Annotated in this window: 16 protein-coding genes; 5 read left to right on the top strand and 11 right to left on the bottom strand. The window is 71.8% G+C overall.

The window, feature by feature from the left end:
- Positions 1 to 13 precede the first annotated feature (13 nt).
- From DEJ32_RS14290 to DEJ32_RS14275, 4 genes are all read right to left on the bottom strand, one after another.
- The gene (locus DEJ32_RS14290) at positions 14 to 694 is read right to left on the bottom strand and encodes a GPP34 family phosphoprotein (protein ID WP_110901754.1); all 681 of its coding nucleotides are present in this window, start codon (positions 692 to 694) and stop codon (positions 14 to 16) included.
- On the bottom strand, positions 694 to 1,119 hold the full coding sequence (locus DEJ32_RS14285; protein ID WP_110901753.1) for an SseB family protein: 426 nt from the start codon (positions 1,117 to 1,119) through the stop codon (positions 694 to 696). The genes DEJ32_RS14290 and DEJ32_RS14285 overlap by 1 nt, the downstream gene beginning before the upstream one ends.
- Positions 1,120 to 1,231: 112 nt before the next feature.
- Complete coding sequence (locus DEJ32_RS14280; RefSeq protein WP_110901752.1) at positions 1,232 to 2,029, bottom strand: SDR family oxidoreductase; 798 nt, start codon at positions 2,027 to 2,029, stop codon at positions 1,232 to 1,234.
- A 156-nt stretch (positions 2,030 to 2,185) separates the two neighbouring features.
- Positions 2,186 to 3,028: an HNH endonuclease family protein gene (locus tag DEJ32_RS14275; RefSeq protein WP_110901751.1), complete on the bottom strand. Its 843-nt coding sequence runs from the start codon at positions 3,026 to 3,028 to the stop codon at positions 2,186 to 2,188.
- Positions 3,029 to 3,152: 124 nt separating this feature from the next.
- On the opposite strand from DEJ32_RS14275, the gene DEJ32_RS14270 reads away from it, so the two are divergent.
- The gene (locus DEJ32_RS14270; RefSeq protein WP_110891455.1) at positions 3,153 to 3,932 is read left to right on the top strand and encodes an aldo/keto reductase; all 780 of its coding nucleotides are present in this window, start codon (positions 3,153 to 3,155) and stop codon (positions 3,930 to 3,932) included.
- A 15-nt stretch (positions 3,933 to 3,947) separates the two neighbouring features.
- On the opposite strand, the gene DEJ32_RS14265 is transcribed toward DEJ32_RS14270, so the two are convergent.
- From DEJ32_RS14265 to DEJ32_RS14255, 3 genes are all read right to left on the bottom strand, one after another.
- Entirely contained in the window at positions 3,948 to 4,427 is a 480-nt protein-coding gene (locus DEJ32_RS14265; RefSeq protein WP_110891454.1) for a PIN domain-containing protein, read from the bottom strand.
- Positions 4,421 to 4,666, bottom strand: coding sequence for a hypothetical protein (locus DEJ32_RS14260; RefSeq protein ID WP_110901750.1), 246 nt, complete (start codon positions 4,664 to 4,666; stop codon positions 4,421 to 4,423). The genes DEJ32_RS14265 and DEJ32_RS14260 overlap by 7 nt, the downstream gene beginning before the upstream one ends.
- Before the next feature lie 76 nt (positions 4,667 to 4,742).
- Positions 4,743 to 8,168, bottom strand: a complete 3,426-nt coding sequence (locus tag DEJ32_RS14255) for a DEAD/DEAH box helicase (RefSeq protein WP_181420694.1) — start codon at positions 8,166 to 8,168, stop codon at positions 4,743 to 4,745.
- Positions 8,169 to 8,265: 97 nt separating this feature from the next.
- Between DEJ32_RS14255 and DEJ32_RS14250 the strand changes: the two genes are divergently transcribed.
- On the top strand, positions 8,266 to 8,706 hold the full coding sequence (locus DEJ32_RS14250) for a BLUF domain-containing protein (RefSeq protein ID WP_110901748.1): 441 nt from the start codon (positions 8,266 to 8,268) through the stop codon (positions 8,704 to 8,706).
- A gap of 2 nt (positions 8,707 to 8,708) precedes the next feature.
- Here DEJ32_RS14250 and DEJ32_RS14245 read toward each other — a convergent pair whose 3' ends face one another.
- Positions 8,709 to 10,121 (bottom strand): amino acid permease, encoded by a 1,413-nt coding sequence (locus DEJ32_RS14245; RefSeq protein ID WP_110901747.1) that lies wholly within the window; start codon positions 10,119 to 10,121, stop codon positions 8,709 to 8,711.
- Between the two features lie 88 nt (positions 10,122 to 10,209).
- Positions 10,210 to 10,539, bottom strand: coding sequence for a hypothetical protein (locus DEJ32_RS16550; RefSeq protein WP_110826087.1), 330 nt, complete (start codon positions 10,537 to 10,539; stop codon positions 10,210 to 10,212).
- Here DEJ32_RS16550 and DEJ32_RS16410 point away from each other — a divergent pair.
- Both DEJ32_RS16410 and DEJ32_RS14230 read left to right on the top strand, forming a co-directional pair.
- Positions 10,491 to 11,126, top strand: coding sequence for a DUF6264 family protein (locus DEJ32_RS16410; RefSeq protein ID WP_258369082.1), 636 nt, complete (start codon positions 10,491 to 10,493; stop codon positions 11,124 to 11,126). The genes DEJ32_RS16550 and DEJ32_RS16410 overlap by 49 nt on opposite strands.
- A gap of 96 nt (positions 11,127 to 11,222) precedes the next feature.
- Positions 11,223 to 11,660, top strand: a complete 438-nt coding sequence (locus tag DEJ32_RS14230) for a hypothetical protein (protein WP_110891448.1) — start codon at positions 11,223 to 11,225, stop codon at positions 11,658 to 11,660.
- Between the two features lies 1 nt (position 11,661).
- Here the strand turns inward: DEJ32_RS14230 and DEJ32_RS14225 are convergent, their stop codons facing one another.
- Positions 11,662 to 12,282, bottom strand: coding sequence for a hypothetical protein (locus DEJ32_RS14225; RefSeq protein WP_110901745.1), 621 nt, complete (start codon positions 12,280 to 12,282; stop codon positions 11,662 to 11,664).
- A 140-nt stretch (positions 12,283 to 12,422) separates the two neighbouring features.
- Here DEJ32_RS14225 and DEJ32_RS14220 point away from each other — a divergent pair, with 140 nt between their 5' ends.
- Complete coding sequence (locus DEJ32_RS14220; protein ID WP_110901744.1) at positions 12,423 to 13,391, top strand: ADP-ribosylglycohydrolase family protein; 969 nt, start codon at positions 12,423 to 12,425, stop codon at positions 13,389 to 13,391.
- Between the two features lie 71 nt (positions 13,392 to 13,462).
- Here DEJ32_RS14220 and DEJ32_RS14215 read toward each other — a convergent pair whose 3' ends face one another.
- A complete protein-coding gene (locus DEJ32_RS14215) occupies positions 13,463 to 14,917 on the bottom strand; it encodes an APC family permease (protein ID WP_110826082.1) in 1,455 nt (484 codons plus the stop codon).
- Positions 14,918 to 14,923: the final 6 nt, after the last annotated feature.

The raw sequence follows: 14,923 nt of genomic DNA, 5'->3' as shown, positions 1-14,923 counted from the left end.
GCCATCGCGCCGGTCAGTCGCCTCCGCCGCCTCCTCCGCCGTCCCCGCCGCCGCCATCGCCGCCGTCGGCCCCGTCGGCCCCACCGCCTGCCGACTGCGCCCGCTGCACGTTGGTCCGGACCGCCGCCGCGACCCAGTCGCCCTCGGTGATCCGGCGCAGCAGTGCCCGGTCCTGCGTCCCGAACAAGGGCCGCAGCGTCCGGGTCGCCTGCAGCAGGCCGATGAGCGCGGTCGTGAAGGGCGTCGGCTCGGTCTGACCGCGCAGAACGGCCGAGACCTCGGCGCGCAGGGCCTCCGCGGGACCAGCGTCGCGCTCCGGCCACCGCACGGACGGGAACACGGCGAGGAACCGTTTCTCCTCCCGACTGAGGACGCCGCGAGCGACGAGCCCGTTCAGGACGGCGTCCCGGAATCCGCGGTTCCCGAGCCGGGAGACCCAGCTGGTGGGTCGGCGCGGAGCCGGCGCTGTCTCGAGCGAGGTCAGGAACCCGTCGAGGGCGGGATCACCCGGGGCCGGGGCCTTGGCGACGATCACCCGGTTGTGCTCGAGGGAGACCGTGCCTCGGAGAGCGAGGTCGCCGAGCGCTGCGCCGGCGAGCCCGGCGTCGAGCATCTGTCCCGGGGGGATCCTCCGCCCGTCCGGCGCGACGAGCAGGAGCGCGAACGCCTCCGGCAGCGTGAGCGACGCGGGCATCAGACGGGGTCGGACTCCGGGAGCTGACCGCCGCCGCGCATCCCTTCGCGCAGTCCGGCAATCACGTCGGCCTGCAGGAAGTTCGCCGCCTGCGCGCTGGTCGGGTCGACGACGATCCCGAACTCCTCCGGCAGCGCGGTGACGAGTTCGGCCATCGGCATCGCACGTGCTTCCAGGCCCGGGAGGCTCGTCCGCAGGTCCGACGGGTCGGTGAAGACCGGGACGAACTGGCGCTCGCGGATGACGACGTGCGCGACGCTGCCGTCGGCGTCCTCGCCGTCGGTCTTCCACGGCACCCACGCGGCGCTGCCGAGGAAGCCCGCGGCGGACTCGCTCATGCGCCGTCGCAGCTCCCCGGCGTCGTTCGGTACCGCGTCCTCAGCACCCGGGCCGAAACTGGATCCGGTCGTTCCGTTGGCGCTCATCGCGTTCCCTCCACCGTCGTGTCACCGGCCATGCTGCCATGCACGAGGGGCGGAACGGGCGGGGCGCGCCTCCCGTCAGGAAGGCGCGCCCCGGTGACCCGGCCCGCGTGGGTCAGTACTTGGCGGACTGCCCGCCGTCGATCGGGACGACTGCGGCGTTGATGTACGACGCGTCATCGGAGAGCAGGAATGCGACGACCGCGGCGATCTCGGGCGCCTCGCCGTAGCGCTTGGTCGGGTTGACCTGGATGAACTCCTCGGCGGCCTTGCGCGGGTTCTCCGGGTCGATCTGCTTCATCGAGTTCTCCACCATCGGCGTCCAGATCGCGCCCGGGGCGATGGCGTTGATGCGGATGCCGTACTGGCCGTACTCGACGGCGGAGTTCCGGGTGAGGCCGACGACGCCGTGCTTGGCGGCCGCGTAGCCGGACTGGTTGCCGACGCCGCGGATGCCACCGACGCTGGCGGTGTTGACGACCATGCCGGAGCCCTGCTCGCGCATCACGGCGAGGACCTTCTCGAGGCCGAGGAACACCCCGCGCAGGTTGATCGACACGACCTTGTCGAACTCGGCGGCGGTGAACGACTCGGTGGGGTTCTGCTTGCCCTCGATGCCGGCGTTGTTGAAGAAGCCGTCGATGCGGCCGAAGCGCTCGCGGGTGGCGGCGACGTACGCGTCGACCTGCGCCTCGTCAGCGACGTCGGCGATGGTGGTGAGGACCTCGGCGTCGGGTGCGGCTTCGAGGACGGCGGCCTTCGTCGCCTCGAGGCCCTGCTCGGAGACGTCGACGAGCGCGAGCTTCGCACCCTCTGCGGCGAGACGGACGGCGGTCGCGCGGCCGAGGCCGGAGCCACCGCCGGTGATGAGGACGACGCGATCGGTGAAACGCGTGGTGCTGGTGCTGGTCATGAGGGCCTCCTGCGGTCTTCGACGATGAAGGGCTCGGGGTCCGGAAGCGGTGCGCTGGGTCGCGGCACCGGGCGGCGAGTCCGGTCCGACGGGCGGCCGCCGGACACGACTTACGCTACAGGTGTTGTCTGACCGGGAGCGGTGCGACGAGGCCCCTCAGCAGCTCGCGAGCACCCGCTCCATCGCGTCACGCTCGGCCGGCACGACCCAGAGCCGGTACTCCGCCTTCACCGCGATCTGGTGCTCGACGTACGCGCAGCGGAACCCCTTCGCCGCGGGCAGCCACGTCGCGGCGTCGGACGAGCGCTTCTGCGCGTTCGAATGCCCGTCGACGGCGAACAGGTTCTCCGGGTCGTTCGCCAGCGCCTCGCGTTCGTCCTGCGTGAGCCGCTGTGCCCCGGTCCGCCACGCGTTCTCGAGCGCGACGACGTGGTCGATCTGCACGAGGGTCGAGGTCGTGTTGCCCCGCACGAACGCGACCTCGCCGCCGGTGTACGGGGAGACGAGCTTCCCGGACATGACCTTGCACGGCCCCTGCCGGACGATGTCGGTCAGGTCGCGGGCCAGGACGTCGTTCCGGGTGTCGCAGCCGTTGTGGTCGACGTCGAGCCACGCGGTGCCGAAGTCCGCCTCGCGGTCGTAGCCCGTCGCGGGTGCCTTCCCCTTCACCGCGAGCGTGGCAAGGGTCGCACGGGCGGCAGCGGCGGCCTCGGTGCTCCCCGCGTCACCGCTGGCCGGACTGGAGGGTCGGCTCGCTTCCGCCGGATCGGCCGACGGTGCCGAGGTGGTCGATCCGGTCGTGGGTCGCGTCGTCGTCGCGATGGTCGGTTCTGTTCCGGTGCCGGTGCCGGTGCCGGTGCTCGTCGGCTCGCCGGTGGTGGCGTCGGTGCCGCTGGCGAGGACTCCCGACGAGAGGAGCGCCCAGACGCCGAGGGCGACGGCGAGGGTGATGATCGAGGTCTGGACGGTGGTGCGGGTGCGGCGTCGGCGGGACGTCATGTGCAGTGGTGCTCCTGGTGGTGCTCGGCGGACTCGTCGATCCTGGCGGAAGCCCCCGACACCTCCCGGCTCGCCGCTCCGCACACCTGGGTCCGGTCGTCGACCGCGGGCGTAGCAAGGGAGCATGACCGACTACGCACAACCGTCCGTACCCGTCACCGGAGGGTCGATGCCGCTCCTCGGCTTCGGCACCTGGCAGATCGAGGAGCCCGACGCTCCCGCCGCGGTCGCCGCAGCGCTCCAGGCCGGCTACCGCCACATCGACACCGCGACCGGGTACCGCAACCAGCGCGGTGTCGGGAAGGCGATCGCCGAGTCCGGCCTCGCCCGCGAGGACCTGTTCATCACCACGAAGCTCCCGCCGGACAACGCCGACCGCGTGCGGGAGACGATCGAGGAGAGCCTCGACCAGCTCGGTCTCGACCACCTCGACCTGTGGCTCGTGCACTGGCCGCCGAACGGCGAGGCCCGTCCGGACGTCTGGCAGCAGCTCGTCGAGGCGCAGCAGGCAGGCCTGACGAAGGCGATCGGCGTGAGCAACTACTCGCTCGACCAGATCGACGAGCTCATCGACGCGACTGGCGCGACCCCGGCCGTGAACCAGATCCGCTGGAGCCCGGTGGAGTTCGACCGGGCCGTGGCCGACGGCTTGCGCGACCGGGGTGTCGTCCTCGAGGGCTACAGCCCCTTCAAGGCGAGCAACCTGCAGGACCCGACGCTGGTCGAGATCGCCCAGGCGCACGACGCCGACGCCGCGCAGGTCATCGTCGCGTGGCACGTCGCGCACCAGTTCGTCGTCATCCCGAAGTCGTCGAACCCGGACCGCATCCGGTCGAACGCTGCCGGGGCGACGCTCGAGCTGAGCGCGGACGAGATCGCGCGGATCGACGGCCTCGGCAACTGACGGACCGCTGCACCGTCACCGGCCTGGTGGGAATCGCTCCCGCCAGGCCGGTTCTCTGTGGGGATCCGTCTCGCTGCAGCAGACGTACGGGTTCGCCGTGACGTCATCCGGGCCGTCGATCACGGGGAACCCGAGTTCGCGCGTTGTCCGTACCAGGCGTCTGTCGAAGGTCACCAGCGCGTCCGTCGAAGCCATCGCGACCGCGAGCACCGCAGCGTCCGGCATGCTCAGGCGATGGGTCGAGCACAGCTCGGCGATCCGCCGCACGACAGCACCGTCGACACCGAGGAGTTCCACGCCCAGCGCCTCGACCTGATCACGGCGCACATCGAACCGGTCGTCACGAACAGGGCGCACCAGCACCTCGGCGAGTGTCAGCGTGGTCGTGGCGAAGCCCTCCCACTCGTACGACTCGACGACGTCCAGCGCTCGCGCGTGCGCTGCGTCCTCCGCGTCGGTGACGGCGATGATGACGTTGGCGTCGAGCGTCAGCATCCGCCCGTGGTCCGCACGCGCTCCAGATGGTCGGGAGCGAACTCGCCCGTGAAGGCGCCGGACGGCCCGAGGAGCGTGACGACGGCTCCGTTGGCGAGGTGGAGTTCGGATCGCCCCGGGCCGGTGTGCCGGAGGCGGGCGCCGGTGGCGCTCCCGTCGTCACCCCGAGGTGTACGGGCATCCGGAGCTGCGGTCGAGTAGCGGGTGGCGGTGTGCGGAGCAGGGCTGGCGAGGAGCATGGCGAGACGGTAGCGAGCAGGTCCGGCCGGGGCCAAGGAATCGGTACTTCGCATGTCGCTGCGGCCCGGTCGCCTGTCACGCCAACAGCGACCGGATGTCCTCCGCGCTCAACCCCTCGGCGAACAGCGCGTCGTCGTCGATCATCGTCGCGAACAGCTGCGCCTTCCGCTGCGCGAGCGCGAGCACCTTCTCCTCGATGGTGTCCTCCGCGATGAGCCGTGCGACGGTGACCGACCGGGTCTGTCCGATCCGGTGCGTCCGGTCGACGGCCTGGTTCTCGGCGGCCGGGTTCCACCACGGGTCGAGCACGAACACGGTGTCCGCCTCGGTCAGGGTGAGCCCGAAGCCGCCGGCCTTGAGCGAGATGAGGAACGCCGGGGCGGTGCCGTCCCGGAAGCGGTCGATGACGGCTCCGCGGCGCCGGGTGGATCCGTCGAGGTACTCGTACGCGACTCCGCGGTCGTCGAGGGCGGTCGCGACGATCTTGAGGAACGAGGTGAACTGGCTGAAGACGAGCGCGCGCCTCCCTTCCGCTGCGAGCTGTTCGAGTTCGTCGAGCAGCAGGTCCAGCTTGGCGCTCGGCACGTCGTCGTGGTCGTCGGACACGAGCGCGGGGGAGAGCGCGAGCATCCGGAGCAGGGTGAGGGACCGGAAGACGATCATGCGGTTGCGGTCGAGGTCGTCGACCAGGTCGAGCACCTTGAGCCGCTCCCGGTTCAGCGTCGTCTCGTACAGGTCGCGGTGCGCAGGGTCGAGAGTGACGCGGACGACCTGTTCGACCTTCTCGGGCAGGTCCGCGGCGACGCTCTCCTTCGTCCGGCGGAGCATGAGCGGGCGGATCCGTCGTCGGAGCCGGCCGGTGAGCTCCCTCCGGGCGGCACCGCGGAGCTCGGGTGAGGCGAGGGGCTTCACGTAGTCCTCACCGAACCGCGTCCACGACGACAGCAGCCCGGGCGCGACGATCGAGAACAGGGCCCAGAGGTCGGACAGCCCGTTCTCGAGCGGCGTCCCCGTCACGGCGATCTTGACCGGAGCGCGGAGCTCGGCGGCGACCCGGTGCGTCTGCGACTGCGGGTTCTTCACGAACTGCGCCTCGTCGAGCAGCAGCGCCGACCAGTGCAGGTCGAGGTACGCGGCCGCGTCGAGCCGCAGCAGGGCGTACGAGGTCACGATGACGTCCGACGCGGCGGCCGCGCGTGCGACCCGGGCGGGGTCCTTCAGCGAGGTGGAGGCGATCGTCGTCACCCGCAGCGACGGCACGAACTTCGCCGCCTCGTCGGCCCAGTTGCCGACGACGGACGTGGGCGCGACGACGAGGAACGGGGGAGCCTCCGGTGCGGCTGCCCGACGCCCGGCGATCATCGCGAGTGCCTGCAACGTCTTGCCGAGGCCCATGTCGTCGGCGAGCACCCCGCCGACCCCGTGCTCGACGAGGAACGACAACCACGCGTACCCGTCACGCTGGTAGGGCCGGAGCTCGGCGTGGACGGTCTCCGGGACCGCGAGGTCGGCGGGCGCGGTCGCGTCGAGCAGGCGCCCGGCGATCTCCTGCCACCGCTCGTCGTGCTCGGTCTCGTCGGCGAGCTGGTCGAACTCCGCCCACAGCGCGGCCCGGTACGGCGTGACGGTGAGCGGCTGGTCGGGCTCCCACTCCTCGAGCTCGCGGGCCTCCTCGATGACCTCCTTGAGCCGGTCGAAGGCCGGATCCGCGAGCGACAGGTACGAGTTGTCGACCAGCTTGAGCCGCCGGTCCCGTTTCGCGAGCGCCCGGAGCAGCGGCGTGAACGGGATCTCCTTGCCGTTGACGCTGACGATGATCCCGAGGTCGAACCAGTCGTGCTTGTCCGACGGCATCGTCGTGACGCGGATGTGCGGTCGGCCGCTCAACCGCTCGTAGTCGACCCGCTCGCCCTGCACGACGACGCGGACGCCGTGGGCCGGCAGCGCGGGCAGCAGCTCGTTGGCGAGCACGGCGACGTCGGCGCCGTCGATCGTCCCGTCCTCGAACCAGCCGAGTGCGCCACCGGGCCCCGACGGGTGCTCGGGTGCAACGGTCTGCTCGGCGTGGTCGGCGTCCGGGACGGGAGGCCCGGACCGCTGCGCCGTGTCGTCGGACGTCCCCGACGTGGCCGGGTCCGACTCGTCGGCAGCAGCCGCCGTGGCCGGAGCGTCGTCGGCGGCGAGCACGCTGTCGAGGTCGGGCAGCGGTCCGTGCAGCGACACCGGGTCCTTCCGCCCGTCGACGCTCCACCGCCACTGCAGGTGGGCACGGTCGTCCGTCCGGGGAGCCCGCGCCGGCTCGAACGTCACCGTGAGCACGAGCTCCGGCGGGGTCCGTTCGGGCAGCTCGAGGGAGCCGTCCGAGCTGACGAGCCCGAGCGAGCCGCGGAGGCGCGGTGACCAGTCCGCCAGGAACTCGTCGACCTCGTCCGCGGGCACGGTGATCCGGGCGGCCTCGACGAGCATCCGCCGCTGGTCCTCGGGGACGGGCGACGGTGTCGGCGCGAGGGCGACGTTGAACTCCGGCGATTCCCGGAAGGCGTACACGCCGTGGTCGCCGACGACACGAGCGGCACCCTCGGCGACCGGTCGCCCGTCGATCACGGCGCTCGCGCCGATCACGAGCCTGTCGGCGGTGCGGACTGCGTCGAGCAGCACGCGGCCGTCCGCGCCGAGCTCGACCCCGCCCTCGCGCTTGCCGGTCACGAACGCGATGCCGAGGGACCCGGCCTGCCGCAGCAACGGCCAGAGGAGCGGACTGCGGAAGTCGTCGAGGTGGATCCAGTCGCTCTCCCCGGGCAGACCGGCGAGCTGTCCGGCACGGTGCAGCGCCGCGAACTGCATGAACCAGGCGTGCTGCTCCGGCACGAGGCCGAGGCGGTTCATCGAGTAGGGCAGTGCACCCCAGGTCAGTTGTCCGCGCACCCAGTTGCCCGCCGCGCTCCGGCTCACCGGACGGACGCCGAGCCGCACCGCCCGCGAGGCGACCGGCAGGGCGCGGCCGGCCGCACGGGCGCGGCCTGCCAGCCGGGCCGGGACCGCGTCGCGGAGTTCGAACTGGAGGCCCATCCCACCTGCCGCGCGAACGGTGCCGGACCCGGCCGGGTCGTCGTCGTCACCGGCGAGGCGGGCGAGGTCGCGCCTCCAGTCCGGGGTCGGCGCGCTGGGCACCTGCGTCCGCGGGCCGGCCTGCGCGGCGAGGGCCCGGGCGTTGACGGTGAGGAGCGCGGCGGCGACGTGCTTGCACTCGCCGCCGAGCGGGCACGTGCAGTGGCTGCGGACGGGGCGGACGAACTCGCCGCGGGCGATCGTCGTGTCGACCTGCACGTCGTAGGGGTCGTCCGCGCTGCCACTGACGGTCGCGGTGATCGAACCGTCCTCGTCGTGCCACGTGGCGTCCTCGACGAGACCGGCGCGGACGACGTCGCGGGCCCGCCCGAACGTCTGCGGCCCCACGAAGCGGATGACGTCGACGGCGTCGATCATCGGAGCAGCTGGCACAGGGACATCGTGCCAGGCCCCGCCGACGCTCTGCCCCGACGCTCTGCCCCGTTCTGGGGACCTCACGGAGCCGCCGGAAACGAGAAGATGAATCATCATGCTGCAGTCACTCGTTTACATGAGCTCGGCCACCGAGCACTTCGACGGTCCCGCACTCGACGCCGTCCTGGAGCGCTCGCGTGTCCGGAACACCCAGGACGGGTTGACCGGCCTCCTCGTCCACCGCGAAGGTCGGTTCATGCAGCTCCTCGAGGGGCCGCACGACGCAGTGCTCTCGACGTACGGCCGGATCGTCGGTGACCCGCGTCACGACGAGGTCCGGCTGCTGGTGGAGGAGACCATCCACACCCGCCGGTTCCCCGAGTGGTCGATGGCCTTCAGCCGGGACACGGAGGTCGAACCGCCCGAGGGCTTCAGCGACTTCCTCACCGGCGACACCAGCGCGGACGTGAGCAAGGCGCGCGAGCTGCTCCGGTGGTTCCGCAACCACCCGATGGCGGCGCCGACGGCCTCGCTCGGGAAGCACCGGCGCGACTGACGTCAGCGCTGCTTCGCCAGCTCGCTGTGCTTCCGCGAGTAGCCGAAGTACACGCCGAGCCCGATCGCGAACCAGATCCCGAACCGCACCCACGTCTCCCACTGCAGGAACGAGACGAGCCACAGCGACGCCAGGACGCCGATCGCCGGGACGACGGGCATGAACGGCAGGCGGAACTGCCGGTCGAGGTCCGGCTGCCGGTAGCGGAGCACGATGACCGCGGTGCAGACGACCACGAACGCGAGCAGGATGCCGATGTTCGTCAGCTCGGCAACCACGCCGATGGGCAGCACGCCCGCCAGGACCGCCGACGCGATGCCGAGGATCCAGGTCACCCGGGTCGGGACGTGCCGCTTCGGGTCCGTCTTGGCGAACCACTTCGGCATGAGGCCGTCGCGGCTCATCGAGAACCAGACGCGCGAGGCACCGAGCATGAAGGTGACGAGGACCGTGACGATGCCGACGATCGCGCCGATCGCGATGACGTTCGCGATCCCGCCGAGGCCAACCGACGCGAACGCTGACGAGAAGCCGGACGCGGGGTCGATGTCCTTGTAGTCCTGCATCCCGGTCAGGACGAGGGTCGCCAGGACGTACAGGACCATCGAGATCCCGAGGGAGAGCAGGATCGCCTTCGGCATGTGCTTCCGGGCGTCGGTGGACTCCTCGGCCGCGGTGGACATCGCGTCGTAGCCGAACACGGCGAAGAACACGGTCGCCGCACCGGTCATGACGCCGCCGAAGCCGAACGGGAAGTACGGCGAGTAGTTCGCGCTGTCGATGTGGAAGACACCGAGCACCACGATGAGGACGACGAGGGCGACCTTGATGCCGACCGCGACGAACTCGAACCGGGCGGCGCTCCGGATGCCGCGGGTCAGGACGAACGCGGTGAGCAGGCAGAGCAGGATCGCGAAGACGTCGACGACGTGTCCGTCCCCGGTGCCCGGGGCGCCGAGCATCCACGCCGGCAGGTCGATGCCGAACTGGCCGACCAGGAAGCCCACGTAGCCGGAGATGCCGATCGCGACCACCGCCACGATCGCGGTGTACTCGAGCAGCAGGTCCCAGCCGATGAACCACCCGACGATCTCGCCGAGCACCGCGTAGCCGTACGTGTAGGCGCTGCCGGCCTTCGGGATGAGGCCGGCGAACTCGGCGTACGACAACGCGGCCGCAGCGCTGGCGACCCCGGCGACCAGGAAGCTGATGAGGACGGCGGGTCCGGCGACGCCGTTCGCGACCGTCCCCGCCAGCGTGAAGATGCCCGCGCCGATGATCCCGCCGATGCCGATCGCGGTGAGCTGCCACAGACCGAGGTGGCGTTTCAGGCCGCCCTCGGCTCCGGCGTCGTCGTCGATCGTGTCGATCGGCTTCCGGCGGAACAGGGTGGAGGATCGCGGCGTCGGTGCCATGCCGCCATCCTGCACCCGCCGCGGCGGATCGGCACGCTCCTGGTGGACGCCGGGCGGGCGGCCCTCGCGACGCCGGCCGGGCCTCCCGTCAGCGCTGCGCGTACGGCCACCAGAACGGCGGCGGCAGCGCGCCGCCGGTGAGGATGACGAGTCCCTGGTAGGCGAGCATCCCCACGCCGAGCATCCCGAGGACGGCTGCGGCCCATGCCCACCGCCGAGCCGCGCGTCGGCGACGACCGATCCGGATCGCCCGCCACGCCGACAGCAGACCGAGTCCGCCGAACAGGAACCCGATCGCGAGGTGCCGTCCCACGTCCTCCGCCGGCAGGATCAGCCCCTGCAGGAAGGCGAACCCGGAGAGCAGCACGGCTGCGGTGGCGGGAGCGGCAGGGGGTTCGTGGTCGCGCGCACGGGCCATGCCCCGACCGTAGCGGCAACGGGCGTCCCGTCGACGAGGCACGATGGACCCATGCGTTCCTCCGCCCGCGTGCTCCTGCGCCCCGTCCTCGTGCTCGCGGCCGCCCTGCGGTCGGTCCGCACGCGCCGCCGCCGATGACGTCGGGACACCCGGACGGCGGGGCCCGGCACGACGGCGAAGCCCAGGACGGCGCGGTCCTGGACGGCGCGGTCCAGGACGGCCGGGAGGCCCGGTCCGGTGGACGCCGCGGTCGTCGCGTCGCGGACGTGGTCGCCTCCGTCGTCCTGCTGGTGGTCGGGGCGCTCGCCGCGCTGACCGCCGGGTGGGGGATCATGCTGCTCGCGATCGGGTTCGATTCGTGCGACGCACCGGGCAACCGCTGCGACGAGGGGCTCGGTGGGACGGTCGTGACGCTCGGGCCGGTGCTCGTCGCGCTGGTGTTCCTGGTGGCGGCCGTCGTCTGCGTGCTCCGGCTCGTCCGACGCCGGACGGCGTGGCCGGTCGCGCTGCTCGGCCTCGGGCTGGTCGTGGTGGTGTTCCTCGTGGCGCGGCTCGTCGTGGGCGGCACGGTGACGATCGGCATCTGAACCGGCTCTCCTGCACAGGGCCGCCGGACGTCGTGGTCGTCCACAGATCGGCCATCGGAGGGGCCCGTCGGCGGGTCGGACGGCGACGCTGAGGGCATGCCAGACACCGACGTGCTCGACCGACTCGAGCGAACCGCAGTCCGAACCGACGCCGACGTGGTGGACCTCGTCGTCGCCCTCCTCGACGCGCCCGTCCGGCGACAGTGCTGGGTGCTGTTCCTGGGCGAACGGGGCCTCCCCGTGCACCTGGTGATGCCGGTCGCCGACCTGCCCTACGAACCCGACGACCGGGTGCCGGACTTCGGCGCACTCGTCGAGGACGTGGTCGCGCAGGTCGGCGCCGCACAGGTGGTCCTCGCGTGGGAACGACCGGGAGCGAGCGGGCTGTTCCCCGTCGACTGGGCGTGGGTCGACGCGATGGCCTGCACCCTCGACGAGCACGGCGTCCGGCTGCGCGGGCAGGTCGTCGTGCACGAGGACGGAGCGTCGATGATCGAGCTCGACGACGACGAACCCGTCGACTCGGCCGCCTGACCTAGCCCTGGGGTGCGACGTCCGGCACGGTCTCGCCGGTCAGGCCCTCGACCACGCGCTTCGCGGTCGGCCAGTACTTGGCGTAGTGGTCGGGGTCGGCGTTCACCTGCACCGCGTGCGCCATCTGCGTCGGCGTCATGGTCTTCCACCCGGGCACCTTGACGAGCTTCGCGTAGAACATCGACGCCGCCGTGTACGGGTCCATCCGCTGCTCGTACGTGCCCCACGCGCCGTTGTCGCGCTGCTGGAACAGTCCGCGGCTGTCCGGTCCGGCAGCGTCGCCGTGGTCGATGTTCACGAGCCCGGACTCGCCGATCGCGGTCATCACACCGACGGCCTGCGTGTGCGGTCCGATGCCGAGGGCGCGAGCGGCGCGGATGACCTCGGCGGCGTTCACCAGGCGGTCCTGGCAGAAGCCACCGATCGGGCCCGCCGGCACGACGACACCGCCGACGGTCTTCGCCGGTGCGGCCGGGCAGGTGAGCGCCCGGGGCGTCGCCGAGGACGACGCCATCCCGGTCAGCGAGTGCACCGCGACGACGACCAGGACGATGACCCCGATGACGGCGGCGACGACACCGACGCCGAAGACCGACGCGAGTGCGATGCCGGCACGGCGCATGGGGTCGTTCCTCCGTCGGGGTGGGCGGGACGAGCGGCCGGGGAGCCGCTCACCACAGAGAGGCTAAGCGCTCCCGCTGGACGTGGGGAGTGCCGACATGCCCCCGGTTCGCGGCACTACCGTGGTCGGCGGAGGGAACGATGGACACAGCGATGCAGGACCGGGCGCTCGGCGCCGTGCTGGCGAGTGCGTGCGGGGACGCGCTCGGAGCCCCCTACGAGTTCGGCCCGCCGCTGGCCGCGGACCAGCCCGTCGAGATGCGCGGTGGTGGACCGTTCGGCTGGGAGCCGGGGGAGTGGACCGACGACACGAGCATGGCGATCCCCGTCCTCGAGGCGGTCGCCAACGGAGCGCGCTGGAACGAGGCCAGGACCCACGGGCGACTCCTCGCGGCCTGGTCGGACTGGGCGCAGGACGCTCCCGACGTCGGCGCCCAGACCCGTGACGTCCTCGGCCGGATGACCGCGAACACCGAGGAGGCCGGGAAGGCCGCAGCCCGCGCCGTGCACGAGCAGCGCGGTCGGTCGGCGGGCAACGGGTCGCTCATGCGGACGACCCCGCTCGTGCTCGGGTTCCTCGGCGACGGGGCGAAGCGACCCCTCGCCGTCGCCGCCCGTCGGGTGAGCGACCTGACGCACCACGAGGAGGACGCCGGTGACGCCTGCGTGCTCTGGACGGTGGCGATCCGGCACGCCATCCGTCGTGGTCGCCTCGACGTCCGTCGCGGCGTGCCGCTGCTACCGCGGGAACGCCGGAGCCTGTGGCTCGACCGGATCGCCGAGGCCGAGGCCTCCACGCCCGCGGACCACACCGAGCGCAACGGGTGGGTCGTCGCGTCGCTGCAGGCCGCGGTGGCGGCGATCACCTCCGGCGACGGCGTGGTCGACACCCTCGAACGTGCCGTCCGCGGTGGCGGGGACACCGACACCGTCGCCGCGATCACCGGCGGACTGGCCGGAGCGCTCGCCGGGGCGTCGGCGCTGCCCGAGCAGTGGACGGTCCTCGTGCACGGCTGGCCGGGCAAGCGCCTCGACTGGGTCCGCTCCCTCGCCGTCCGGGCGATCGAGCGGACCCCCGGGCCGCTCGGCCTCCCCGCCCGCCGGAGCTGACCCCGGTACCGCGCGCGTCCCCGCTCGACGGGCCACCCTGGCGTCGAGCGGGGACGTGCCTCGCCGCTCGGTCAGTGGTGGTCGTCGCGGGGGTCGCGCTGCACCGCGGTCGGCTCGGTCACGAGCCCCGTCGGCGCCTTGTCCGCGACCTTCCGCCCGTGGGTGAACCACGTCACCAGCCAGAGCACGACGCCGAGCGCGAGCAGTGCGCCGGCGATCTGGTACTGCTCCGCAGCACGACCGGACGAGAACGGCAGCACGAGCCACAGGCAGGCCACGACACCGATCACCGGGAGGACGACCCCCGCCCGGAAGTGCTTGTGTCCGACCCGGTCCCGCCGCAGCACGAGCACCGAGGTGTTCACGACCGCGAAGACGGCGAGCAGCAGCAGCGAGGTCGTCCCGCCCAGGATCACGACGATCGGCGACTCCGGGTCGAGCGAGACCCATCCGATGAGCAGCAGCGAGATGACGGTCGTGAAGACGATCGCGGTCGACGGGGTCCGGCGGGTGGGGGAGACCCGGCCGAGGAAGCGCGGCAGCACGCCCTGCTTGCTCATGCCGTACAGCAGCCGGGACGCCATCATCATGTTGATGAGCGCGGTGTTCGCGACGGCGAACATCGAGATGAACGGCAGGATCGACCCGATCGGGAAGTCCGGGGCCGCGGTCTGCACGACGGTCACCAGCGGCGTCTCGTTGCCGGCCAGCTCGCCGATCGGCACGACGGCCACGGCGCAGATCGACACGAGGACGTAGATGACGGCCGTGATGCCGAGCCCGGTCAGCATCACGCGGGGGAAGATCCGCGACGGGTCCTTCGTCTCCTCGGCCATGTTCACCGAGTCCTCGAACCCGACCATCGCGAAGAACGCCAGCGAGGTCGCCGTCGAGACGCTGAGCAGCAGGCTCTTGTCCTCCGGCGTCTCGAACATCACGACCCGCGAGAAGTCCGCGTTGCCGCCGGCGATGGCGTAGAAGCCCACGAGGATGACGAGCACGAGGCCCGAGAGCTCGACGAGCGTGAGCACGACGTTCGTCTTCACAGACTCGCTGACACCGCGGAAGTTCACCGCCATGACGGCGAGCATGAAGGCCATCGCGATGAGCATCACCACGACGTTCGGCAGCTCGAGCCCGAACCCGACGCCGAGGTTCGCCGCGAAGGCCCGGGACGCCGTCGACGCCGACGTGATCCCGGAGCACATCACGATGAAGGTGACGATGAACGTCACGAAGTGGATGCCGAACGCCTTGTGCACGTACAGCGCGGCACCGGCGGTCTGCGGGTACTTCGTGACGAGTTCCAGGTACGAGAACACCGTGAGCAACGCCACCGAGAAGGCGATGAGGAACGGGAGCCACGCGGCCCCGCCGACCTCTGCGGCCACCTGCCCGGTGAGCGCGTACACGCCGGTGCCGAGGATGTCGCCGACGATGAACAGCAGGAGGAGTTTCGGACCGATGACACGGCGGAGCTCGGTCTGATGCCCCGCGTCGTGTTCGGCCTTCGTGGTGGTCGCCATGCCCCA

Origin of the sequence: Curtobacterium sp. MCPF17_046, assembly GCF_003224295.1 — a bacterium.
In the GTDB taxonomy this organism is placed as follows: Bacteria; Actinomycetota; Actinomycetes; order Actinomycetales; family Microbacteriaceae; genus Curtobacterium.
The sequence above is the reverse complement of the archived record's forward strand: the minus strand, read 5'-3'. Positions and strand labels throughout refer to the sequence as shown.

Bases quoted from the DNA above. Each gene is read 5' to 3' on its own strand.
- DEJ32_RS14290 (WP_110901754.1), bottom strand. From the start codon at position 694: ATGCCCGCGTCGCTCACGCTGCCGGAGGCGTTCGCGCTCCTGCTCGTC.
- DEJ32_RS14285 (WP_110901753.1), bottom strand. From the start codon at position 1,119: ATGAGCGCCAACGGAACGACCGGATCCAGTTTCGGCCCGGGTGCTGAG.
- DEJ32_RS14280 (WP_110901752.1), bottom strand. From the start codon at position 2,029: ATGACCAGCACCAGCACCACGCGTTTCACCGATCGCGTCGTCCTCATC.
- DEJ32_RS14275 (WP_110901751.1), bottom strand. From the start codon at position 3,028: ATGACGTCCCGCCGACGCCGCACCCGCACCACCGTCCAGACCTCGATC.
- DEJ32_RS14270 (WP_110891455.1), top strand. From the start codon at position 3,153: ATGACCGACTACGCACAACCGTCCGTACCCGTCACCGGAGGGTCGATG.
- DEJ32_RS14265 (WP_110891454.1), bottom strand. From the start codon at position 4,427: ATGCTGACGCTCGACGCCAACGTCATCATCGCCGTCACCGACGCGGAG.
- DEJ32_RS14260 (WP_110901750.1), bottom strand. From the start codon at position 4,666: ATGCTCCTCGCCAGCCCTGCTCCGCACACCGCCACCCGCTACTCGACC.
- DEJ32_RS14250 (WP_110901748.1), top strand. From the start codon at position 8,266: ATGCTGCAGTCACTCGTTTACATGAGCTCGGCCACCGAGCACTTCGAC.
- DEJ32_RS14245 (WP_110901747.1), bottom strand. From the start codon at position 10,121: ATGGCACCGACGCCGCGATCCTCCACCCTGTTCCGCCGGAAGCCGATC.
- DEJ32_RS16550 (WP_110826087.1), bottom strand. From the start codon at position 10,539: ATGGCCCGTGCGCGCGACCACGAACCCCCTGCCGCTCCCGCCACCGCA.
- DEJ32_RS14230 (WP_110891448.1), top strand. From the start codon at position 11,223: ATGCCAGACACCGACGTGCTCGACCGACTCGAGCGAACCGCAGTCCGA.
- DEJ32_RS14225 (WP_110901745.1), bottom strand. From the start codon at position 12,282: ATGCGCCGTGCCGGCATCGCACTCGCGTCGGTCTTCGGCGTCGGTGTC.
- DEJ32_RS14220 (WP_110901744.1), top strand. From the start codon at position 12,423: ATGGACACAGCGATGCAGGACCGGGCGCTCGGCGCCGTGCTGGCGAGT.
- DEJ32_RS14215 (WP_110826082.1), bottom strand. From the start codon at position 14,917: ATGGCGACCACCACGAAGGCCGAACACGACGCGGGGCATCAGACCGAG.